General features: G+C 62.9%; 19 protein-coding genes, 1 tRNA gene and 1 riboswitch. Of the genes, 15 read left to right on the top strand and 5 right to left on the bottom strand.

Features of this window, described 5'->3' with window-relative positions; translation table 11 throughout:
• The first annotated feature begins 241 nt into the window (after window positions 1–241).
• A riboswitch (SAM riboswitch) is annotated at window positions 242–319 on the top strand.
• Window positions 320–380: 61 nt separating this feature from the next.
• The 3 genes from metA (at window position 381) to BLU15_RS10600 (ending at window position 3,778) form a co-directional block, all read left to right on the top strand.
• Window positions 381–1,307 (top strand): homoserine O-acetyltransferase MetA, encoded by a 927-nt coding sequence (gene metA / locus BLU15_RS10610; protein ID WP_034802737.1) that lies wholly within the window; start codon window positions 381–383, stop codon window positions 1,305–1,307.
• 6 nt (window positions 1,308–1,313) lie between these two features.
• Complete coding sequence (locus tag BLU15_RS10605; protein ID WP_090295270.1) at window positions 1,314–2,498, top strand: vWA domain-containing protein; 1,185 nt, start codon at window positions 1,314–1,316, stop codon at window positions 2,496–2,498.
• Between the two features lie 263 nt (window positions 2,499–2,761).
• A complete protein-coding gene (locus BLU15_RS10600) occupies window positions 2,762–3,778 on the top strand; it encodes an aldose epimerase family protein (protein ID WP_090295268.1) in 1,017 nt (338 codons plus the stop codon).
• A gap of 166 nt (window positions 3,779–3,944) precedes the next feature.
• Here the strand turns inward: BLU15_RS10600 and BLU15_RS10595 are convergent.
• A tRNA-Gly gene (locus tag BLU15_RS10595) sits at window positions 3,945–4,019 on the bottom strand.
• Window positions 4,020–4,270: 251 nt separating this feature from the next.
• Between BLU15_RS10595 and BLU15_RS10590 the strand changes: the two genes are divergently transcribed.
• From BLU15_RS10590 to BLU15_RS10575, 4 genes are all read left to right on the top strand, one after another.
• Complete coding sequence (locus BLU15_RS10590) at window positions 4,271–4,780, top strand: prolyl-tRNA synthetase associated domain-containing protein (protein ID WP_082572987.1); 510 nt, start codon at window positions 4,271–4,273, stop codon at window positions 4,778–4,780.
• A gap of 58 nt (window positions 4,781–4,838) precedes the next feature.
• Window positions 4,839–5,813, top strand: a complete 975-nt coding sequence (gene trxA / locus BLU15_RS10585; RefSeq protein WP_034802750.1) for a thioredoxin — start codon at window positions 4,839–4,841, stop codon at window positions 5,811–5,813.
• Between the two features lie 192 nt (window positions 5,814–6,005).
• On the top strand, window positions 6,006–6,686 hold the full coding sequence (locus BLU15_RS10580; protein ID WP_034802753.1) for an LON peptidase substrate-binding domain-containing protein: 681 nt from the start codon (window positions 6,006–6,008) through the stop codon (window positions 6,684–6,686).
• Window positions 6,687–6,697: 11 nt separating this feature from the next.
• Entirely contained in the window at window positions 6,698–6,886 is a 189-nt protein-coding gene (locus BLU15_RS10575; protein WP_034802755.1) for a Trm112 family protein, read from the top strand.
• A gap of 166 nt (window positions 6,887–7,052) precedes the next feature.
• On the opposite strand, the gene BLU15_RS10570 is transcribed toward BLU15_RS10575, so the two are convergent.
• Window positions 7,053–8,267, bottom strand: coding sequence for a ubiquinone biosynthesis hydroxylase (locus BLU15_RS10570; protein ID WP_034802758.1), 1,215 nt, complete (start codon window positions 8,265–8,267; stop codon window positions 7,053–7,055).
• A gap of 84 nt (window positions 8,268–8,351) precedes the next feature.
• On the opposite strand from BLU15_RS10570, the gene tesB reads away from it, so the two are divergent.
• From tesB to BLU15_RS10535, 7 genes are all read left to right on the top strand, one after another.
• Window positions 8,352–9,236, top strand: coding sequence for an acyl-CoA thioesterase II (gene tesB, locus BLU15_RS10565; RefSeq protein ID WP_060521446.1), 885 nt, complete (start codon window positions 8,352–8,354; stop codon window positions 9,234–9,236).
• Between the two features lie 234 nt (window positions 9,237–9,470).
• Window positions 9,471–9,809: a P-II family nitrogen regulator gene (locus tag BLU15_RS10560; protein WP_034802765.1), complete on the top strand. Its 339-nt coding sequence runs from the start codon at window positions 9,471–9,473 to the stop codon at window positions 9,807–9,809.
• A gap of 28 nt (window positions 9,810–9,837) precedes the next feature.
• Entirely contained in the window at window positions 9,838–11,199 is a 1,362-nt protein-coding gene (locus BLU15_RS10555; RefSeq protein WP_060611213.1) for an ammonium transporter, read from the top strand.
• A 236-nt stretch (window positions 11,200–11,435) separates the two neighbouring features.
• Complete coding sequence (locus tag BLU15_RS10550) at window positions 11,436–14,093, top strand: FtsK/SpoIIIE family DNA translocase (RefSeq protein ID WP_090295267.1); 2,658 nt, start codon at window positions 11,436–11,438, stop codon at window positions 14,091–14,093.
• A 206-nt stretch (window positions 14,094–14,299) separates the two neighbouring features.
• Window positions 14,300–14,962 (top strand): outer membrane lipoprotein carrier protein LolA, encoded by a 663-nt coding sequence (locus BLU15_RS10545; protein ID WP_034803111.1) that lies wholly within the window; start codon window positions 14,300–14,302, stop codon window positions 14,960–14,962.
• Window positions 14,963–15,142: 180 nt separating this feature from the next.
• Complete coding sequence (locus tag BLU15_RS10540; protein WP_060611217.1) at window positions 15,143–15,949, top strand: exodeoxyribonuclease III; 807 nt, start codon at window positions 15,143–15,145, stop codon at window positions 15,947–15,949.
• 234 nt (window positions 15,950–16,183) lie between these two features.
• Window positions 16,184–18,367 carry a TonB-dependent siderophore receptor gene (locus BLU15_RS10535; RefSeq protein WP_090295265.1) on the top strand — a complete coding sequence of 728 codons (2,184 nt, stop codon included), beginning with the start codon at window positions 16,184–16,186 and terminating at the stop codon, window positions 18,365–18,367.
• A 19-nt stretch (window positions 18,368–18,386) separates the two neighbouring features.
• On the opposite strand, the gene BLU15_RS10530 is transcribed toward BLU15_RS10535, so the two are convergent.
• Window positions 18,387–18,842, bottom strand: a complete 456-nt coding sequence (locus BLU15_RS10530) for a cyclic nucleotide-binding domain-containing protein (protein ID WP_034802780.1) — start codon at window positions 18,840–18,842, stop codon at window positions 18,387–18,389.
• 123 nt (window positions 18,843–18,965) lie between these two features.
• Window positions 18,966–19,649 (bottom strand): response regulator transcription factor, encoded by a 684-nt coding sequence (locus tag BLU15_RS10525; protein WP_034802783.1) that lies wholly within the window; start codon window positions 19,647–19,649, stop codon window positions 18,966–18,968.
• Between the two features lie 143 nt (window positions 19,650–19,792).
• Here BLU15_RS10525 and BLU15_RS10520 point away from each other — a divergent pair, with 143 nt between their 5' ends.
• Window positions 19,793–20,341 carry a L,D-transpeptidase family protein gene (locus tag BLU15_RS10520; protein WP_090295264.1) on the top strand — a complete coding sequence of 183 codons (549 nt, stop codon included), beginning with the start codon at window positions 19,793–19,795 and terminating at the stop codon, window positions 20,339–20,341.
• An 18-nt stretch (window positions 20,342–20,359) separates the two neighbouring features.
• On the opposite strand, the gene BLU15_RS10515 is transcribed toward BLU15_RS10520, so the two are convergent.
• Complete coding sequence (locus BLU15_RS10515) at window positions 20,360–20,896, bottom strand: SixA phosphatase family protein (protein ID WP_034802788.1); 537 nt, start codon at window positions 20,894–20,896, stop codon at window positions 20,360–20,362.
• Between the last annotated feature and the right edge of the window lie 68 nt (window positions 20,897–20,964).

The following is a 20,964-nucleotide window of genomic DNA, read 5'->3' as shown; positions in this document are numbered from 1 at the left end:
CCTCTCCCCGCGGGCGGGGAGAGGGGACGAGGACGACGGCTGCCCCCAAGCCGAGACGTGCCGACAGCGAACCCGGCTGCCAAGATGGGCCGAACGGTCGCTGAGCTTAGCTCGTGGAACGATCGGGTGCGGCAAGGCCGCTTCTCCCCGCCAGCGGGGAGAAGGTCGCGGCAGCGGGATGAGGGGCAGCCGCCCCCTACGCGAATCGTTTTTCTTGACCCCCGCGGCCCACTCGCGCTATCAAATTCTCCGTGGTGATTTGGCCGGCCGGCTTGCAGCCACGTTAAACAAGTCGCTAAAGGGCCGAGGAAAGTTGGATTTCCGAGGACCGGTCGCGATCAATCGCCGCCGGTTTTTTTGTATTGATCGAGTGGAAGCCCATGCCCATCAAGATTCCCGATACGCTGCCCGCCTTCGAAACCCTCGCGCATGAGGGCGTGCGGGTGATGACCGAGACCGTGGCGATCCGTCAGGATATCCGCCCGCTCCAGATCGGGCTCCTGAACCTCATGCCGAACAAGATCAAGACAGAGATCCAGATGGCGCGCCTGATCGGCGCTTCGCCGCTGCAGGTGGAACTGTCGCTGGTGCGCATCGGCGCTCACCGCGCCAAGAACACCTCGGAAGATCACCTGCTCTCCTTCTACGAGACCTGGGAAGAAGTGCAGGGCCGCAAGTTCGACGGTTTCATCATCACCGGCGCCCCGGTCGAGACGCTCGAATACGAAGACGTCACCTATTGGGACGAGCTGAAGCGCATCCTCGACTGGACCGAGACCAACGTGCATTCGACGCTCAACGTCTGCTGGGGCGCGATGGCGGCAATCTATCACTTCCACGACGTGCCGAAGTATCCGCTGAAGGAAAAAGCCTTCGGCGTCTATCGTCACCAGAACCTCAACCGCTCCTCCGTCTATCTCAACGGCTTCTCCGACGATTTCGCCGTCCCCGTTTCGCGCTGGACCGAAGTGCGCCGCGCCGACATCGACAAGGTGCCGAGCCTCGAAATCCTGATGGAATCGAAGGAGATGGGCGTCTGCCTCGTGCACGAGAAAAAGGGCAACCGGCTCTACATGTTCAACCACGTGGAGTATGATTCGACCTCGCTGTCGGACGAATACTTCCGCGACGTGGATGCGGGCGTGCCGATCAAGATGCCGCACGACTACTTCCCGCACAACGATTCGACCCTGCCGCCGCAGAACCGCTGGCGCAGCCATGCACATCTCTTCTTCGGTAACTGGATCAACGAGATGTACCAGACGACGCCCTACGATCTCGCGGAGATCGGCACCGGGAAAAGCTGAGGTCAGATGTTCATTCCCTTCTTCCTCGAACTCAAGGCAGCGAAGGTCCCGGTCACGCTCCGGGAATTCCTGTCCTTGATCGAGGGGATGGAGGCGGGCATCGCCACCTTCGACGTCGAAGCCTTCTACTATCTTGCGCGCACGGCACTGGTGAAGGACGAACGCCATATCGACCGCTTCGACCGGGTGTTCCAGCACTGCTTTTCGGGTCTCGAAGCAGTCAACCCGATGGAAGCGAGCGAAGAGGCCACCATCCCCGAGGATTGGCTGCGCAAGCTCGCAGAGAAGCATCTGAGCGAGGAAGAAAAACGCCTGATCGAGGCACTCGGCGGCTTCGACAAGCTGATGGAGACCTTGCGCCAGCGGCTGCAGGAGCAAAAGGGCCGCCATCAGGGCGGCTCGAAATGGATCGGTACCGCCGGCACCTCGCCTTTCGGCGCCTATGGCTACAATCCCGAGGGTGTGCGGATCGGCCAGGACCAGTCGCGCCACCGCCGCGCCGTCAAGGTTTGGGACCGGCGCGAGTTCAAGGATTATGACGACACGATCGAGCTCGGCACGCGCAACATCAAAGTGGCCCTGAAGCGGCTCCGGCGCTGGGTGCGCCAGGGTGCCGCCGACGAACTCGACCTCTCCGGCACGATCCGCGCCACCGCCGAACACGGCTATCTCGACGTGGTGACGCGGCCGGAGCGCCGCAATGCGGTGAAGCTTCTGATGTTCTTCGATATCGGCGGATCGATGGACGATCATATCCGCATCGTCGAGGAGTTGTTTTCAGCGGCTCGCAGCGAGTTCCGCCATATGGAGCATTTCTACTTCCACAATTGCGTCTACGAGGGCCTGTGGAAGGACAATCGCCGCCGCCGTGTCGACATTACCCGTACGACGGAAGTGCTGCGCACCTACGGCGGCGACTATCGCGCCATCTTCGTCGGCGACGCTTCGATGAGCCCCTATGAAATCAGCCACCCCGGCGGCTCGGTGGAGCACTGGAACGACGAGGCGGGCGCCCTCTGGCTCTCTCGTCTGACGGCACATTTTCCGCGCTCCATCTGGCTCAATCCCGTGCCCGAACAGCACTGGGGCTATACCCAGTCGATCACGATGGTGAAGGGCCTGTTCGAGGGACGAATGTTCCCCTTGACGCTCGCCGGCCTGCAGGAGGCGACCAAGCAGCTGTCGCGCTGACATGTCTGCCGAGAGGTCGCTATAGCACCTTGAATAGCTGGATGTTTTTGCTCTCAGGCCGGAGACGGCGCCAGGCCGCATTTAGTATGATTTTCCGGTTGCCGTGCCTTTGGAAATGACGCAGGTTGCTGCGATCGCACCGTTGCATGTTTCCTTGGATCCTAACCGAGCCAAGGACAAAACATGCAGCAATTCAAAAGTGTACGGCGACCTTTGTGCGTCTGGGGAGACGCGCAGCGCTGTAGTGGGAGCCAGCGGTGAATATGCATCAGAACACGGAAATCTTCGGCCACCTGCCATCCGGCGAGCCGGTCCATCGTGTGGTGCTCTCCGGTGGCGGCCTCACCGCCCATGTCTTGACCTGGGGCTCGGTGATCCAGGACCTGCGCCTGGAAGGCCATGGGCCGCCGCTGGTGCTCGGTTTCACCGATCTCGAAAGCTATCTCGCCCATTCGCCCTATCTCGGCGCCACGCCTGGACGCTGCGCCAATCGCATCGGCAACGGCCGCTTCACGCTCGATGGCGAGGCCTACCAGCTCGAACTGAACGAGAAGGGCGTCACGCATCTGCACGGCGGCAGCGACAATATCGGCAAGCGCAACTGGACGATCCTAAAGCAGACGCCCGACAGCATCACGCTCGCCATTACCGACCCGGATGGCCGCGCCGGTTATCCCGGCAACTGCAAGGTCACCTGCACCTACCAGCTGAAGCCCGGCGGCGTCTTGAGCGTCGTCTACGAGAGCGAAACCGACCAAGCGACGCTCGCCAATGTCTGCCAGCACAGCTATTTCAATCTCGACGGCAGCGCCGACGCCCTCGGCCACGACATCATGATCGCTGCCGACCATTATCTGCCCACCAGCGAACGCCAGGTGCCGACGGGCGAGATCCGCCCGGTCGAGGGCACTGCCTTCGATCTGCGGGAAATGACGCGGCTCAGCCGCCAGACCGAAGGCGAGCGTATCGCCTACGACCATAATTTCTGCCTTTCGAACGAACGCATGGCGAAACATTCGGTGGCGCTTGCTCGCAGCATCGATTCGGGTGTCACGATGGAAGTGCTGACGACCGAGCCCGGCGTGCAACTCTATACCGGCGCAAAGCTGAACATCCCCGTCCCCGGCCTCGAGGGCCGCCGTTACGGCGCCTTTGCCGGCTTCTGTCTCGAAACCCAGATCTGGCCGGATGCGGCCAACCACGCCGGCTTCCCGAACGCGGTACTTCGCCCCGGCGAGATCCGCCGGCAGGAGACGGACTACGTGTTCATGAAGAGCTGAGCGCGGAAACGGCGACCGGCTTTACCAACAAAGGCAAAATGCAAAAGGAGCCGTCTCGGCGGTCCGAACCACATGGTGCGGACGGCACTATCGGCGCATGGAATGCCTGACGGCAAATGCCGTTTCATTCCAGAAATGACTGTGAAATGAAGTGGTTGGGAGAAATTGGAGCGGGTGAGGCGATTCGAACGCCCGACCCCAACCTTGGCAAGGTTGTGCTCTACCCCTGAGCTACACCCGCTCATCATCCAAGGTCCGGGGGTAGTCGGTGGACCGTGGCGTCGGCGCTGTCTTGCGGCGACGGGCGGTATATGGCCTAAGCGATTTTGGAATGCAACAGGGAAATGACGAGAAATCGAATATTTTTTTGGACACCCTTCGCAAAGCCCGGAAATGCCGCGTTTTCGGCCGGCCTCGCCGCCTGTGAGATTGCGTCCTGACGGCCTTCTCCCCTAAAGCAGAGACGAAACGAACGCCGTGGGGATGAGAATCATGCGTGAATCACAGCCGAAAACCGCCGAAGACCTCTTCAATTTTCTCGATGGACTTGGAATCGAGTATAAGACGAAGAACCACGCTCCGGTTTTCACCGTGGCCGAATCGGTGGCGCTTCGTGACGAGATGCCCGGTGGCCACACGAAAAACCTCTTCGTGAAGGACAAGAAGGACAACTATTTCCTGCTCACCGTCGAGGAGCACGCGACGGTGGACCTGAAGACCGTGCACCAGGTGATCGGCGCGGCAAGCAAGGTATCCTTCGGCAAGCCGGAGAAGCTGATGGAGTATCTCGGCGTCATTCCGGGGGCCGTAACCGCCTTCGGCGCGATCAACGACACCGGGGGCAACGTCAAGGTCATCCTCGACGAGGCGCTGATGACGTTCGATATCGTCAACTGCCACCCGCTTTCCAACGACGCAACGACCTCGATCGCTTCGAAGGATCTGTTGCGCTTCATGGAAGCGACCGGACACGAACCGCTTGTCTTGAAAGTCACGGCCTGACATACGATCTTTGGCGCGAATGCAGTAAGCTGGCGGACGAGCCGGCGAGGAGAGAAGAATGACGGGCAGCGACAATCCCTATGCAGGGTCTTTCGGCACTCAGATGACGGCTTCGGCCTCCTTCGGCCAGCCGGCGCCGGCGGCCGCGTCGGGCGGTGACCTGATCAAGGAAACCACCACTGCCAACTTCACCAAGGACGTGCTCGAAGCCTCCAGGCAGCAGCCCGTTCTCGTCGATTTCTGGGCGCCCTGGTGCGGTCCCTGCAAGCAGCTGACCCCTGTCATCGAAAAGGTGGTCACGGAAGCCGCAGGCCGCGTCAAGCTCGTCAAGATGAACATCGACGATCATCCCTCGATCGCCGGCCAGCTCGGCATCCAGTCGATCCCGGCCGTCATCGCCTTCGTCGGCGGACGCCCGGTCGACGGCTTCATGGGCGCAGTTCCGGAAAGCCAGATCAAGCAGTTCATCGAAAAGATCGCCGGTCCCGCCGTTGACGACAGCAAGGCCGAGATCGAGGCGGTTCTCGCCGACGCCAAGGCGCTCATCGATGCCGGCGATGCCGAGAACGCCGCCGGCCTCTATGGCGCCGTGCTGCAGGCCGACCCGGAAAATGTCTTGGCGATCGCCGGCATGGTCGATTGCATGATCGCGCTCGGCCAGCTTGCCGAGGCCCGCGAGGCGCTGTCCAGCCTACCGGAAGATCTTGCCAAGGATGCCGGCATTGCCGCCATCGGCAAAAAGCTCGACCAGATCGAGGAAGCCCGCAAGCTCGGCGATCCCAACGAGTTCGAACGGCGCCTCGCCGCAAACCCCGATGATCACGAGGCGCGCGTGCTGCTCGCCAAAATCCGCAACGTCGAGGGCGACCGGATGGCTGCGGCCGACCATCTGCTCACGATCATGAAGCGCGACCGGGCTTACGACGACGACGGCGCGCGGCGCGAGCTGCTTTCGTTCTTCGAGGTTTGGGGCCCGAAGGATCCGGCAACCATCGCCGCGCGACGCAAGCTCTCGTCGATCCTGTTCTCCTGAGCCGTCAGACATGTTTTTGAAAGGGGCGCTATCTGCGCCCCTTTTCGTAAGCGGATCCGATCACGATCCATCTTCACCTGTGAAGATCGACGGGCTCGTCCCTTGAGATTTTCAAGCAGCGCACCATCTTTTGATCTGGTTGACCACGCTTCCTTGGCGGGGCAAAGCGAATACCGGCAGGGTCTATCGGAAATGCACGTCGGAAATGCACGCTATCTCGGTCCGAAGGACTTGCCGGAGATCATTCCGGTGTTTCCGCTGACCGGTGCATTGCTGCTTCCCGGCGCCCAGCTTCCCCTCAACATCTTCGAGCCGCGCTACCTCGCCATGCTCGATGACGCCCTTTCCGGCAACCGCCTGATCGGCATCGTACAGCCGTCCTTCTGCGAGGGCCGCAACGACACCGCCACCGGACCGATGCAGGCGCTCTGCGAGGTCGGCTGCATCGGCCGCATCACCTCCTTTGCCGAGACCGGCGACGGCCGCTACATCACCTCGCTCACAGGCGTCTGCCGCTACCGGCTGTTTTCGGAAGTCGGGGGCACCCGCGGCTACCGTCGCTTCCGTATCGGCCCCTTCGCGGCAGATCTCGAAAACCGCGACGACGAGACCCTCGTCGACCGGGCAGCGCTTCTGGCCGCCTTCAAGGCCTATCTCGAAGCCAACAAGCTGAAAGCCGACTGGGAAAGCGTCGAGCGGGCGAGCAACCGCACGCTCGTGAACTCCATGGCGATGATGTCGCCCTATGGCCCGGCGGAGAAACAGGCGCTGCTCGAGGCTCCCGATCTCAAGACCCGCGCCGAAACCCTGATCGCCATCACCGAAATCGTGCTTGCGCGCGACTTCGGCGATATGGACAGCATTTTGCAGTGAGCAACGGATAGATGGATATCAACGCCAGCAAGGTCGATCCGAAACTGCTCGAACTGCTCGTCTGCCCGCTGACCAAGGGACGCCTCAGCTATCACGCCGAAGCCAATGAACTGATCTCGGAAAAGGCGCGCCTCGCCTATCCCATCCGCGACGGCGTACCGATCATGCTGATCTCGGAAGCACGCAAGATCGAGGATTGAGGGCCGCGTCGGCCCGTTACCCGTAGAGTTCTCGACTGCCCCTCATCCGGCCTGCCGGCCACCTTCTCCCCGCAAACGCAGCGAGGCGTCCCCTCTCCCATCCTGCGAGGAGAGGGCTAGTCCTCGGGTTTAACCCGAGGAGAGGGGCAACCCCAGCCGTAAAGCCTCAGATCGGCTGACCCGACAACAACCGCGGATCGGTCTCCCCGGCAATACCGGCCGCCTGGCGGATAAAGAAGCTCTTGAGAGATGGCAGCCGGTCGACGAGGCCCAGGCCGAAATCCCTGGCGATCCGGACCGGGGTGATGTCGTTGGAAAACAGCCGGTTGAGCACGTCGGTCGTAACACCCATGCGGAACGTGTCGAAACGCCGCCAGCTCTGGTAGCGCTCAAGCACCGCGAGCGAACCGATGTCGAGCCCGAGACGATCCGCCTCGACGATGGTTTCGGCAAGTGCTGCCACATCCTTGAAGCCGAGATTGAGCCCTTGCCCCGAGATCGGGTGAATGCCATGGGCGGCGTCACCGGCAAGCGCGAAGCGTGGTTTCACGAAATCGCGGGCAAGCGTCAGGCCGAGCGGAAAGGCCCGCCGTCCGCCGACCACCTTCAGGTGACCAAGCTTGTGGCCGAAGCGGCGCTCCAGTTCTTCCTCGAACAGGAAATCGTCGCCCTTGACCAGGCGTTCGGCGTCCTCGGTGCGCTCGGTCCAGACCAGTGACGAGCGATTGTTCTTGAGCGGCAGGGTGGCGAAAGGCCCGGCCGGCAGGAAATGCTCCTCCGCCGTGCCCTCGTGCGGCCGCTCATGCTCGACGGTGGTGACGATGCCGGACTGGCCATAGTCGAATTCGACGGTCTTGATGCCGGCGGCATCGCGCAGCTTGGAGCGCACGCCGTCACAGGCAACCAAAAGACGGGCCTCCAGTTCTTCGCCGCCGGCAAGCGTAACGGCAACTGCGTGGTCGCCGCTCTTGAAGCTCTCGACCATGGTCGACTGGCGATTGACCACGCCGAGCGCCGAGCAGGCACCGCGCAGTGCGCCGACCATCGCCGTATTAGGCACCATATGGGCAAACGGACGACCCTCGCCGCCGTCACCGTCGAAGGTCAGGAACACAGGCCGCACCGGATCGGCCGCCTTCGAATCGGTAATCACCATGCGGCGGATCGGCTCGGCCTCCGGCGCGATCTCATCCCAGACGCCAAGCACGTCGAGCATGCGCTCGGCCGCGGACGCAACGGCGGAAGCGCGCTGGTCCTTCTTCCAGGCGCCTTCCGGCGCGCCGTCGATCACCATCACGTCGAGATGAGGCGCCGCCTTCTTCAGCGAAACCGCGAGCGAAAGGCCGACATAGCCGCCACCGGCAATCAAGACATCGAGCATCGGCTTTCTCCGTCGCACTTGAGCATCGTTTTATGTCTATATAGATCAATGCCATCGACGTTCCTACCATCGGAGAAAGCCGAAATGTCGCGCCCCACCGAGACCTCCACCCCCATGGATGCGCTGCTGGCCATTCTCGATCTCGAAAAGCTCGAGGAAAACCTGTTCCGCGGCCGTAGCCCGCAGGTCGGCTGGCAGCGCGTCTTCGGCGGCCAGGTGATCGGCCAAGCGCTGGTGGCAGCGCAGCGAACCGTTGATGAGGGGCGTTACGTGCATTCGCTGCACGCCTATTTCATGCGGCCGGGCGATCCTTCCGTACCTATCATCTATGAAGTCGACCGCATCCGCGACGGTTCGAGCTTCGCCACCAGGCGGGTGGTCGCCATCCAGCATGGCAAGGCGATCTTCTCCATGTCCGCCTCTTTCCAGTATGACGAAGATGGTTTCGACCACCAGATCGACATGCCTGATCTCGCCATGCCCGAGACGCTTCCGGGCGAACAGGAACTCAAAGAGAAGTTTCTCGTCCACGCGCCCGAAGCAATCCGGCGCTATTGGGAAAGGCCGCGGCCGATCGAGATCCGGCCGGCGTCGCTGCAGCACTATTTTACCCGCAACGACGGCAAGCCGATCCAGGACGTCTGGGTCAAGGCGGTCGGCACCGTTCCCGACGAGCGCCATATCCAGGCAGCGATCCTTGCCTATCTCTCCGACATGACCCTGCTCGACACCTCGCTCTATGCGCACGGCACTTCGGTCTTTGACCGGAACCTGCAGGTGGCGAGCCTGGATCACGCCATGTGGTTCCACCGCCCCTGCAAGATGGACGACTGGCTGCTCTATACCCAGGACAGTCCGAGTGCACATGGTGCCCGCGGGATGACCAGAGGCAGCCTTTTTACGCGTTCCGGTGTGCTGATCGCCTCTGTCGCCCAGGAAGGGTTGATCCGGAAAAAGGCATCTGAATAGGAAATAAGCAGAATCTTCGTTCTGCCTATTTTTTAATCTTATAAAGTGACGATTTTTTGATGCGCCGCAGCAATCGTGCTGCGGCTTTCTTTTTTTCTATTTGTTTTCATTACCTTAAGTCGAGCGTCAGAATCTGGCACGCCCCTTGAATGTCATGGTTCGGTTGCACGGCGCTCTGGCGCTCCGCAGCAAGGAGAGACGGCCTCCGCCGGAGGCGAACAAGGATGAAACCAGATGAAAATTGTGATGGCCATTATCAAGCCGTTCAAGCTCGATGAGGTTCGCGAAGCCCTCACTGCTGTCGGCATCCAGGGCCTGACCGTGACCGAAGTCAAAGGCTACGGCCGCCAGAAGGGACATACCGAAATCTACCGCGGTACCGAATATGCCGTGAGCTTCCTGCCGAAACTGAAGGTCGAGATCGCCGTTCCTTCAGAACTCGTCGACAAGGCCGTTGAAGCGATCGCCGCAGCCGCCAAGACCGGCCAGATCGGCGACGGAAAGATCTTCGTCTACGCCATTGACCATGCGGTGCGCATCCGCACCGGCGAAACCGATTCAGAAGCGTTGTAAACCACGCCGTTCAGGGAGCACTACCTCGATGTCATCACTTAAGCTTTCCACCTCTCTTGGACGCCTGGGCGCAATGACCGCCGCCCTGCTTGCGCCGGCCGTGGCCTTCGCGCAGGAAGCGGCACCGGCGGCGGCCGCAGCCGCAGCCGTACCGGTGCCGGACAAGGCCGATACCGCCTTCATGTTCATCTCGACGCTTCTCGTCTTCTTCATGCTGATCCCGGGCCTCGCGCTGTTCTACGGCGGCCTGGTGCGCGCCAAGAACATGCTCTCGGTGCTGATGCAGTGCACCGTGATCGGCGCGACGATGATGATCGTCTGGGTCGTCTACGGATACTCCTTCGCCTTCGGCGGCTCGACCAGCCCTTATTTCGGCGGCTTCGCCAAGATGTTCCTCGCCGGCGTCACCACTGAGAGCACGTCGGCCACCTTCTCGGAAGGCGTCGTCATTCCGGAATACATCTTCATGCTGTTCCAGATGACCTTCGCGGCACTGACCCCGGCGCTGATCGTCGGCGCCTTTGCCGAGCGCATCAAGTTCTCCGCAGCCGTGCTCTTCTCGGTGCTCTGGGCGACCTTCGTCTACTTCCCGATCGCCCACATGGTCTGGGACGGCAACGGCCTGCTCTTCGGCATGGGCGCGCTTGACTTCGCCGGCGGCACCGTCGTTCACATCAATGCCGGCGTTGCTGGCCTGATCGGCGCGATCATGGTCGGCAAGCGCACCGGCTACGGCCGCGACATGATGGCACCGCACTCGATGACGCTGACGCTGGTTGGTGCTGCCATGCTCTGGTTCGGCTGGTTCGGCTTCAACGCCGGCTCAAACCTCGAAGCCTCGGGCGGCGCCATGCTCGCGACCGTCAACACCTTCCTTGCAACCGCAGCCGCCATTCTCTCCTGGTCGGCCGTCGAAACCTTCACCCGCGGCAAGGCCTCGATGCTGGGCGCCGCCTCGGGCATGATCGCCGGTCTCGTCGCCATCACGCCCGCCGCCGGCATTGCCGGCCCGATGGGCGCGATCGTCATGGGCGTGCTCGTCTCGCCGCTCTGCTACTTCTTCGTCTCTGTCGTGAAGAACAAGTTCCACTATGACGACACGGCAGACGTCTTCGGCGTCCACGGCGTCGGCGGCTTCTTCGGTGCGCTTGCCACCGGCATCTTCGCCTCCTCGTCGCTCGGCGGCATCGGTTATGCCGACGGCGTCACCATGGGCGGCCAGTTCATGACCCAGCTGACCGCGGTTGCCATCACCATCGTCTGGTGCGGCGTCGTCTCCGTCATCCTCTACAAGCTGGTGGACTCGATCGTCGGCCTGCGCGTCTCCGTCGAAGCCGAACGCGAGGGCCTCGACCTCTCGTCGCACGGTGAAGCCGCCTACCACAGCTAAGCGGATCGCGGCGCCGGCAATTCGGCGCCGCCTACAGTCCCGTCGCGATCCGCCCCACGCGGATCGCCCTTGGCCCGGATCGGAAGCTCCGGGCCTTTTTTCGTGCCGATCGGTCCGGCTGCGACTGCTATTTTAGCGCCAACTACGCATGGTTAATGTCGCATTAACCGTACACCGCTTAGGTTGATTCCATGGCGCGCAATGCGCCGTGAAGATCGAGACGGGCAGCAGGCAACATGAGCAGAAGCAATCCGGCAGCGCTTGACAGCCGTTCCAACCGGTTCGTGCTAACCACCTTCGTTTGGCGACAGATCGCGTCGCTGGCGGGCTTTGCGCTGTTCGGCGCATTGGCGCTGGCCGTCGCAGCGCTCTCGACATGGAACGTCGCCGATCCCAGCTTCTCCTACGCCACGTCACAAGCGCCGACCAACGTGCTCGGTTACACGGGTGCTGCCTTTGCCGACATCTTCATGCAGTTCTTCGGGCTGGCCAGCGTCGTCGCCCTCCTGCCGGCCGTCGCCTGGGCCCTGGTGCTGATCGGCGGCAAACGTTTCGACAAGGTCTTCAAGCGCCTCGGTCTCTGGTTCGTCGGCTCGGTGCTTGCCGGCGCAGCACTCAGCTGTGTTCCCGCCCCCATCACCTGGCCGCTGCCCAACGGCCTTGGAGGCGTCTTCGGCGACATGATCCTGCGCTTCCCCGCGCTCTTTACCGGCGCCTTCCCGACCGGCACGCTTGCGACCATTCTTGCCTGCATCTTCGCCGTCCCCGCCGCCTGGTGCCTGGTCTATAGCGCCGGCCTGATCGGCGTCAGCGACGAGGAGGAGGAAGAGGAAATTGCCGAGCCGACGCCGAGCAAGGCGCGCACCGTGCGCGACGAACTGGACGAGGACGACAGCGAAGGTCCCTTCACCCTGCTGATGGGCTCTTTTGCCCATATGCGCTACACCATGCACGCGCGCATGCGCCGCATTTTCGGCATGAGCGGCACCCGCGCCACGCCCAAGCGCCAGTACGACGAACCCTATGATTTCAACAACGACGAGTTCGGCACGCTGAACGAACCCGCCCGGCCGAAGCCGCTGGCCGCCGGCGACCGCATCGAGCCCTCGCTCGACCGCTCCGAGCGCCGCATCCTCACCCCGCCGCCGATCATGGCCGACGACGAGGATGACGACCTGCCCTTCGACATTGACGAGCGCCGCCCCGCCGGCATTCTGCCTGACGACGAAGACTACGATGCAGCCGCCGACTGGGCGCCGAAGGCGGCACCGCCGAAGCAGGGCCTGCCCAAGGGCGGCTCGCGCGTTTCGACGCCTGCTCCTCGCCCGAAGACGGGCCAGCGCGTCGAGCGCGAAGCCCAGCGCTCCTTCGTCGACGACAACGATGGCGACTTCACGCTGCCGCCGATGCATTTCCTTGCCGAGCCGAAAAACGTCGGTCGCGACGCCTCGCTCTCGCCCGATGCGCTGGAGCAGAACGCCCGCATGCTCGAAGGCGTGCTTGAAGATTTCGGTGTCAAGGGCGAGATCATCCACGTTCGCCCTGGCCCGGTCGTTACCCTCTACGAACTGGAACCGGCGCCGGGCATCAAGTCCTCCCGCGTCATCGGCCTTGCCGACGACATCGCCCGCTCGATGAGCGCGATCGCCGCGCGCGTCGCCGTCGTTCCCGGCCGCAACGCCATCGGCATCGAACTGCCGAACCAGCGGCGCGAAACCGTCTATCTGCGCGAACTCATCGGCTCGCGCGATTTCGAGACCTCCAAGGCCCGCCTTGCCATGGCGCTCGGCAAGACGATCGGCGGCGAGCCCGTCGTCGCCGATCTCGCCAAGATGCCGCATCTGCTCGTCGCCGGCACCACCGGTTCGGGCAAATCGGTCGCGATCAATACCATGATCCTGTCGCTGCTCTATCGGCTGAGCCCCGATCAGTGCCGCCTCATCATGATCGACCCGAAGATGCTCGAACTTTCCGTCTATGACGGCATCCCGCACCTGCTTTCGCCGGTTGTGACCGACCCCAAGAAGGCGGTCGTCGCACTGAAGTGGACGGTGCGCGAGATGGAAGAGCGCTACAAGAAGATGTCGAAGATCGGCGTGCGCAACATCGACGGCTTCAACAGCCGCGTCGAGCAGGCGCTTGCCAAGGGCGAACAGATCACCCGCACGGTGCAGACCGGCTTCGACCGCCAGACCGGCGAAGCCATGTACGAGACGGAAGAATTCGATCTGGCGCCAATGCCCTACATCGTCGTCATCATCGACGAAATGGCCGACCTGATGATGGTCGCCGGCAAGGACATCGAGGGCGCAGTGCAGCGGCTCGCCCAGATGGCCCGCGCCGCCGGCATCCATGTCATCATGGCGACGCAGCGCCCCTCGGTCGACGTCATCACCGGCACGATCAAGGCCAACTTCCCGACCCGCATCTCGTTCCAGGTGACCTCGAAGATCGACAGCCGCACCATCCTTGGCGAACAGGGCGCCGAACAGCTGCTCGGCATGGGCGACATGCTCTACATGGCCGGCGGCGGCCGCATCCAGCGCGTCCACGGCCCCTTCGTCTCCGACACCGAGGTCGAAGAAGTCGTCGCCTACCTGAAGACGCAAGGCGTACCGCAATATCTCGATGCCATCACCGAGGATGACGACGAGGATGGCGAGGGCGGCGGCCCGGCCGGCACCTTCAATCTCGCCGATTCCGACGATCCTTACGACCAGGCGGTTGCGGTCGTCCTGCGCGACGGCAAGGCCTCGACTTCCTACGTGCAGCGTCGCCTCGGGATCGGTTACAATCGTGCCGCATCGCTGATCGAGCGCATGGAGCAGGAAGGCATCATCGGCCCGGCGAACCACGCCGGCAAACGCGAGATCCTCGTTCCGACCGAAGAGTAAGTCACCGGACGACAGGGCAATTCCCGCAGATTCGCGTGAGGCGAATGCATTGATAGAAAAGACGCCCGGCGGATGCGGGCAGAGGCCCTGCATAAAGGGTCAAACCGGTAACAGTCATGTGAGAGCGCGAGCGAAAAAGCTCGAAAATGGCGCCTTGAAGGCGCCGCACTTGCGCTCCAGATGATTCGTAAATGAAGGAGACCGAGATGACAGAGACTAAGACTGGCGAGCGCAACCACCCGGTGATGTCGCGCCGCCTCTTCGTGTGCGGGCTTGCGGCACTTGGCGGCATCGGCGGCACCGGTCTCGACCTCGGCCAGGCCTTTGCCCAGGCCCCGAGCGCTGCCCAGAAGATCGCCGACCATTTCTCCTCGGTGAAGACCATGGCCGGCGAATTCGTCCAGTTCGGCCCGCGCGGCGAGCAGACCGGCGGCAAATTCTATATCCGCCGCCCCGGCCGCATCCGCTTCAACTACGAGGCCCCCTCGCCGATGCGCGTCATCGCCGACGGCAAGTCCGTCGTCATCGGCAACATGAAGCTCAAGACCTGGGACATCTATCCGCTGTCGAAGACTCCGCTCAACCTGCTGCTCAGCGAGAGGATCGACCTGACCGGCAAGATGGTGCGCGACGTCAAGGAAGAGTCCGACCTCATCACCATCGTGCTTGGCGACCGTTCGATCTTCGGCGATTCGACCATCACCATGATGTTCGACCCGAAGACCTACGATCTGCGCCAGTGGACCATCACCGACGCGCAGAAGAAGGACACCTCGGTCATGATCTTCAATGTCAAGACCGGTATGGCGCTGGACGACAAGGTCTTCCAGATCCCCTATGACGAGGTCCGCAACAAGCGCGGCGGCTGAGCGACATCATGCGCCAAGCCGACCTTCGCGCGTCCATAGGACGCGCGGTTTTTAGTGCGGCCTCGTTCAGGCATTCCTTGTCCCGGCGCGCCGGACCTGCTTAAAGCTCGGGTCAAACATCCATCCCGAGCCGGCCTTCCCTTCGCGAGCGTCCGGCCCCAGCCGATCAGGGAATGACGCATGGCCCTTTCCGTCGCCACTTGGAACATCAACTCCGTTCGCCTGCGCATGCCGCTGGTCGAGCATCTGCTGCAGACTTGGCAGCCTGACATCCTCTGCCTGCAGGAAACCAAGTGCCCGAACGACCAGTTTCCCTCCAAGCCCCTGAAGGCGCTCGGCTACAATCATATCGAGATGCACGGCCAGAAGGGCTATCACGGCGTGGCGACGATCTCGCGCCTGCCGCTGCATGAGCTTAGCGATCGCCGCGACTATTGCGGCATCGGCGACGCCCGCCATCTCTCGGTCGTTTTCGAAGCCGGCGGCAAGAAGATCCGGCTGCATAATTTCTACGTGCCTGCCGGCGGCGACGAGCCGGACCGCACCATCAATCCGAAATTCGGCCACAAGCTCGATTTCGTCGAGGAGATGAAGCTGCTGCACGCCGAAGCCGAAGCCGGCATTTCCTCGATCCTCGTCGGCGACCTCAATATCGCGCCGCTGGAAGACGACGTCTGGTCGCACAAGCAGCTCCTGAAGATCGTCAGCCATACGCCGGTCGAAACCGAGGGGCTGACCACGGTCATGAACGGCGGCGGCTGGGTCGACCTGATGCGCCAGCACACGCCATCCCCGACCAAGCTTTACACCTGGTGGAGCTACCGGGCGAAGGACTGGGAAGCTGCCGACCGTGGCCGCCGGCTCGACCATATCTGGTCGTCCGCCGACCTCGCGCCGGCGCTCAAAAACGTCGATATCCTGCGGGAAGCGCGCGGCTGGGAGCGCCCCTCAGACCACGTGCCCGTCATCGCGCACTTCGACATCTAGGACGTCATTTTCTGGGCGGCGGCACGCGCCTTCGGCGCCCGCCGTTCCATCAAGAAAAACATGACTAAAAGAATCATATTTTTCTTGATGCGCATTTCCAAACGGACTATCCCTCTTGTCGGGCGGCGGGGACACCGCCTCCGATGGCCGCTCAGCCGTCGTTTTCACTGATATTCGGGTGCTTTGCTCTGGCTTTGGCCGGAGGGTTTTCGTGCGCCCGCAAGAGGGCCAGAGATGCCAAAGACCTTGCCGACCACCTTCCTGCGCGCCTCGCGCCGCGCGCTGTCCGCGACCACCGTGCTCGCCGCAAGCGCTGTCGCCGTGATCCTTTCGCCGACAGCGACCCATGCGCAATCGGCCGAAAGCCAGAAGACCACCCGTCTGGAAAAGATAGAAGCGACGGCCGGCAAGGCAGCTGCGACGATCGCCGAGGATAACGACACGATCGTGCCGACACGCAACGTCTCGGCGCTGAAGACCGACACCCCGCTGATCGAAACGCCCCGCTCGGTCTCGGTGGTCACGCGCAAGGAGCTCGAAGAACGCGGCGTGCAGGACATGATCCAGGCAACGCGTTATGCCGCCGGCGTCACGACCGGCGCCTTCGGCTTCGATCCGCGTTTCGACCAGATCTATATCCGCGGCTTCGAGACGACGACGACCGGCGATTTCCGTGACGGCCTGCGCCAGCCCTACATGAACTACGGCACCTTCCCGACGGAGGTCTACGGCCTCGAGCGGATCGAGATCCTGAAAGGTCCGGTCTCGGTCATGTACGGTGCTGCCGGCGCCGGCGGCATCGTCAACCGCATCTCGAAGATGCCGGAGGAGGAGCCCCACCGCGAGGTCGAGCTGCAATATGGCACGATCGGTCGCGCCCAGGCCGCCTTCGATGTCGGCGGACCGGTAACGGCTGACGGCGACGTCCTCTATCGCATCGTCGGGCTTCTGCGAAACGGCGAGACCAACTACGACGTTGCCGACGATCGTTACCTGCTGCAGCCCTCCTTCACCTGGAAGCCGGACGAAGGCACGTCGTTGACGGTCTACGGCCTGGGGCAGAAGGGCGAAAGCGACGCCAGCCCGCGGGTGCTCGAGCATGAGGGCCGGCTGCTGCGCTACAGCGACCCGGACTATGACTACCAGAAGGTCGGGCAGGTCCAGGCCGGTTACAAGTTCGAGCACGAGTTCGACAACGGCCTGACCTTTCGCCAGCACGGCCGCGTCAGCGATCTGGACCTCAAGGCCCGTTACCTGCAGTTCGGGACGGAGGTCGCGCCCGGCGTCTTTGACCGCTCGCCCGTCGCCATCAAGGACGACCAGCGCGCCTACCAGATCGACAACCAGCTCGAAGCCAACTTCGACACCGGTGCGGCCTCGCACACACTGCTGACCGGCCTCGATTACACCTGGATCACCTCGGACTTCGGCCTCGGCTTCGGCGCCGTCGATCCGGCCTATCGCTTCGATCTCAACAACCCGACCTTCGGCGTCGGCGGTCCGACGCCAGCACTTACCAGCTTCAGCGGGCGGGACCTGCGGCAGACGGGCATCTATGTCCAGGATCAGCTGGAGGTAGGCAACTGGCGCGCCATTGGTGGCCTTCGCTACGACTGGGTCGACCAGACCAGCACCAACAAGAACACCGGCGTCGTCGATCGCAAGGACGATGGCGAGCTCACCGGACAGGCCGGCCTGCTCTACCTCTTCGACAACGGCATCGCGCCCTATGCCAGCTACAGCACCTCCTTCGTGCCGCGCACAGAGCTTTCGGCCGATGGCCGCGTGCTCGATCCGACGACCGGCGAGCAGGTCGAACTGGGCGTGAAGTACCATCCGGAAGGCGAAGCCTATTCACTGAGCGCGGCCTATTACCGGATCGTCGAAAGCGGCGCGCCGCAATACGTGTCCGACCCGTCCCTTCCCGTCGGCTACTACTACAAGTCGGCCGGCGAGGTGACGACCAATGGTTTCGAGGTGGAAGGACGCCGGGAGTTCGACAACGGCCTGAGCTTCATCGCCGCCTACAACTACAACGACGCTGAAATCACCGGAAACGTCGATCCGTCGCTGATCGGCAACGTGCCGTCGACGAAGCCGCGCCATGTCGCATCGCTGTGGGTGAACTATCTTTTGCCCGAAGACACGCAGCTTGCGGGCCTCAGCCTCGGCGGCGGCGTACGGCTGGCGTCAAGCTCCTACACGTCCGATGCCAACACCGCCAAGAACGGCGGCGCCGTCTATTTCGACGCCTCGATCGCCTACGACTTCGGCGTCAAGAATCCCGAACTCGACGGACTGTCGCTCGCCGTCAGCGCTACCAATCTCGGCGATCGCCGCGAAGAGGTCTGCACCGATGGCTACTGCTATTTCGGCCAGGGCCGCACCGTGCTCGGTTCGCTGAAGTATCGGTGGTAGCGGGAAACCGTAGCGCGGTTCAAGCAAAACGGCCGGCGAGCGCGCCGGCCCGGCGGATCATCGCCTGCAGGTTTTCGCGGATGCGCGCTTCGACGAGCTCGGCCACTTCAGGATATTCCTCCAGCATGCGGCGGAAGAGCGGCCGATTGATGCGAATGACTTCGCTGTCTTCCTCGGCCGTTGCCGTGAACTTACGCTCGACCATCGAGATCAGCGCCAGTTCCGACAGAAGCGCTCCGCGACTGACGGTCGAGACCGTCGTCTCAGAACCGTCGAAACCGGCCTTCGACAGGGACAAGCTGCCGCTGGCGATCGCATAGGCGCAATCGGCCGGCGCCCCCTCGCGAAACAGCTCCTGTCCCTTGAAGATGCGGCGCCGCTCCGCGCCGAAGGCGATCAGCCTCAGCTTGTCCTCGCTGATATCGGCAAACAGCGGCACGTTGGACAGAAGCACGATATCGTCGTTGAGCGCCAAGCGGCTAACCTCCCACGGTCACGCCAGTGCCGGTCCCGATGGACCGGATCGCGCACGCGACCGATGCAAACAACAGTCTACGGAGAACGCGCGAGAAGTGGTTTGCCACCCTGCGCACCCCGGCTACGGAACGATCTTGTAGCCGCCGTTCTCTGTCACCAAAATCTCGGCATTGGAAGGGTCCCGCTCGATTTTCTGGCGCAGACGATAGACGTGGGTTTCGAGCGTGTGGGTGGTCACGCCGGAATTGTAGCCCCAGACTTCTTCCAAGAGCACGTCGCGCGTCACCACCTTCTGGTCGGCGCGGTAGAGATAGCGGATGATCGCCGCTTCCTTTTCGGTAAGCCGGATCTTCTGGCCGTTTTCGAGCGTCAGCAGCTTCTGGCTCGGCTTGAACGTGTAGGGCCCGACGCTGAAGGTTGCGTCCTCGCTCTGCTCGTGCTGGCGCAGCTGCGCGCGGATGCGGGCGAGCAGTACGGCGAAACGGAACGGCTTCGTCACATAGTCGTTGGCGCCGGCCTCAAGGCCGAGAATCGTATCGGAATCGGTGTCGTGGCCGGTCAGCATGATGATCGGCGCCTTGAAGCCGCCCTTGCGCAGCAGCTTCACCGCTTCGCGACCGTCCATGTCCGGCAGGCCGACATCCATGATCAACAGGTCCACCTGCTGGGCACGCGCCGTCTGGATGCCCTTGCCGGCAGTCGCTTCCTGGATGAGGTCGAATTCCTCGTAGAGCGAGAGCTGCTCGACCAGGGTCTCGCGCAGGTCATTGTCGTCATCGACAAGAAGAATGGTACGGGTCGCCATGGGACAATTCCTGTTTGCTTCCGTTTTCAAACTAGCTCAAATGCCTGTGTTGGCAAGCGAACCAGCGTTGCTACCTCTTTATATCCGTAACCGTGCTTATGGTGCCCCCCAAATCACGGGCAAAGCAAAAATCCGTGAGAATGATGCTCAAGAAAACGTCGGGAAGAAGACCAGCCAAATCTGTCATCACCGTGCGCGCCGCACCGCGCGATCGCAAGCGAGCACTTGTCTCGTTCGACGGCCGCGTCGAGCACGCCGCCATCGGGCGAAGTGGCATTACCAGCCTGAAGCGCGAGGGCGATGGCGCCACGCCACGCGCCGCGATGAAGCTGATCGGCGGCTATGTCAGGCGCGACCGCCTCCTCCTGCCGCCGACGCCGCTGCCGACCCGGACGACGCGCACGGGCATGCTGTGGTGCGACGCGACGCGCCACGCGCTCTACAATCGTCCGGTCAAGGCACCCTTCCAGCCGAGCCATGAGGAATTAATGCGTGACGACGGGCTCTACGACATCTGCCTGGTGATGGACTGGAACCTGCTCGCGCGCCGGCGAAATGCCGGTTCGGCGATCTTCTTTCACCTGATCCGGCCGGGCTACGAGCCGACGCAGGGCTGCGTCGCCGTCAGCCTGCCGGCGATGCGTCGGCTGATCCCGCATATGCGCCGCGGCACCGTCGTGAAGGTAATCTGACCTCGACGTCCGATCGGCTCAATCGAGCGAACGCGGCGTCACGAAGCGCGCGAGCCTGGCCCCGCCGGACAGAAGCTCACGCCAGCCAGTCGCTTCGAATTCAAGGACGGCAAGCGCCGCCGTCGGAAACTTGTCCGCCATGCGCATACGCAGATCCGCATCGCCAGAGCCGACGAGTTCATGCGCCAGGTCCTCCATGCCGGGATTGTGGCCGACGATCAGCAGCGTCCTGATAGCCGGGTCGGTTGCACGAAGCACGCTGAGGATCTGGGCGGCCTCCACCTCATAGATCGCCCGGGTGTTTTCGACCGTGATGCCGGGCGGCAAGGCAGCGGCTACCAGTGTCCAGGTCTCCTGCGCCCGTTTCGCGGTCGAGACGAGGGCGAGATCCGGCACGAGCGCATGCCGAGCCATATAGCCCCCCATCAGTGGCGCCGCCTTGCGGCCTCGCTCGCCGAGCGGTCGGTTGATGTCGGCAACGCCGTCCGGCCAGGCGGACTTGGCATGGCGCAACAGCAGCAGACGGTAGCGTTGCACAGGCAGATCGTCGCTCATCCCATCATTCTCCCCAAGGTGCCTCGGCCCGCACAGCTTAACCCATTTCAGGCGCGCGGGCGGGGAGA

Origin of the sequence: Ensifer sp. YR511 (genome assembly GCF_900103045.1) — a bacterium.
GTDB classification, from domain to species: Bacteria; Pseudomonadota; Alphaproteobacteria; order Rhizobiales; family Rhizobiaceae; genus Ensifer; species Ensifer adhaerens.
The sequence above is the reverse complement of the archived record's forward strand: the minus strand, read 5'-3'. Positions and strand labels throughout refer to the sequence as shown.

Excerpts from the sequence above, each read along its gene's own strand:
- metA (WP_034802737.1), top strand. The coding sequence starts at position 381 with ATGCCCATCAAGATTCCCGATACGCTGCCCGCCTTCGAAACCCTCGCG.
- BLU15_RS10605 (WP_090295270.1), top strand. The coding sequence starts at position 1,314 with ATGTTCATTCCCTTCTTCCTCGAACTCAAGGCAGCGAAGGTCCCGGTC.
- BLU15_RS10600 (WP_090295268.1), top strand. The coding sequence starts at position 2,762 with ATGCATCAGAACACGGAAATCTTCGGCCACCTGCCATCCGGCGAGCCG.
- BLU15_RS10590 (WP_082572987.1), top strand. The coding sequence starts at position 4,271 with ATGCGTGAATCACAGCCGAAAACCGCCGAAGACCTCTTCAATTTTCTC.
- trxA (WP_034802750.1), top strand. The coding sequence starts at position 4,839 with ATGACGGGCAGCGACAATCCCTATGCAGGGTCTTTCGGCACTCAGATG.
- BLU15_RS10580 (WP_034802753.1), top strand. The coding sequence starts at position 6,006 with ATGCACGTCGGAAATGCACGCTATCTCGGTCCGAAGGACTTGCCGGAG.
- BLU15_RS10575 (WP_034802755.1), top strand. The coding sequence starts at position 6,698 with ATGGATATCAACGCCAGCAAGGTCGATCCGAAACTGCTCGAACTGCTC.
- BLU15_RS10570 (WP_034802758.1), bottom strand. The coding sequence starts at position 8,267 with ATGCTCGATGTCTTGATTGCCGGTGGCGGCTATGTCGGCCTTTCGCTC.
- tesB (WP_060521446.1), top strand. The coding sequence starts at position 8,352 with ATGTCGCGCCCCACCGAGACCTCCACCCCCATGGATGCGCTGCTGGCC.
- BLU15_RS10560 (WP_034802765.1), top strand. The coding sequence starts at position 9,471 with ATGAAAATTGTGATGGCCATTATCAAGCCGTTCAAGCTCGATGAGGTT.
- BLU15_RS10555 (WP_060611213.1), top strand. The coding sequence starts at position 9,838 with ATGTCATCACTTAAGCTTTCCACCTCTCTTGGACGCCTGGGCGCAATG.
- BLU15_RS10550 (WP_090295267.1), top strand. The coding sequence starts at position 11,436 with ATGAGCAGAAGCAATCCGGCAGCGCTTGACAGCCGTTCCAACCGGTTC.
- BLU15_RS10545 (WP_034803111.1), top strand. The coding sequence starts at position 14,300 with ATGACAGAGACTAAGACTGGCGAGCGCAACCACCCGGTGATGTCGCGC.
- BLU15_RS10540 (WP_060611217.1), top strand. The coding sequence starts at position 15,143 with ATGGCCCTTTCCGTCGCCACTTGGAACATCAACTCCGTTCGCCTGCGC.
- BLU15_RS10535 (WP_090295265.1), top strand. The coding sequence starts at position 16,184 with ATGCCAAAGACCTTGCCGACCACCTTCCTGCGCGCCTCGCGCCGCGCG.
- BLU15_RS10525 (WP_034802783.1), bottom strand. The coding sequence starts at position 19,649 with ATGGCGACCCGTACCATTCTTCTTGTCGATGACGACAATGACCTGCGC.
- BLU15_RS10520 (WP_090295264.1), top strand. The coding sequence starts at position 19,793 with ATGCTCAAGAAAACGTCGGGAAGAAGACCAGCCAAATCTGTCATCACC.
- BLU15_RS10515 (WP_034802788.1), bottom strand. The coding sequence starts at position 20,896 with ATGAGCGACGATCTGCCTGTGCAACGCTACCGTCTGCTGCTGTTGCGC.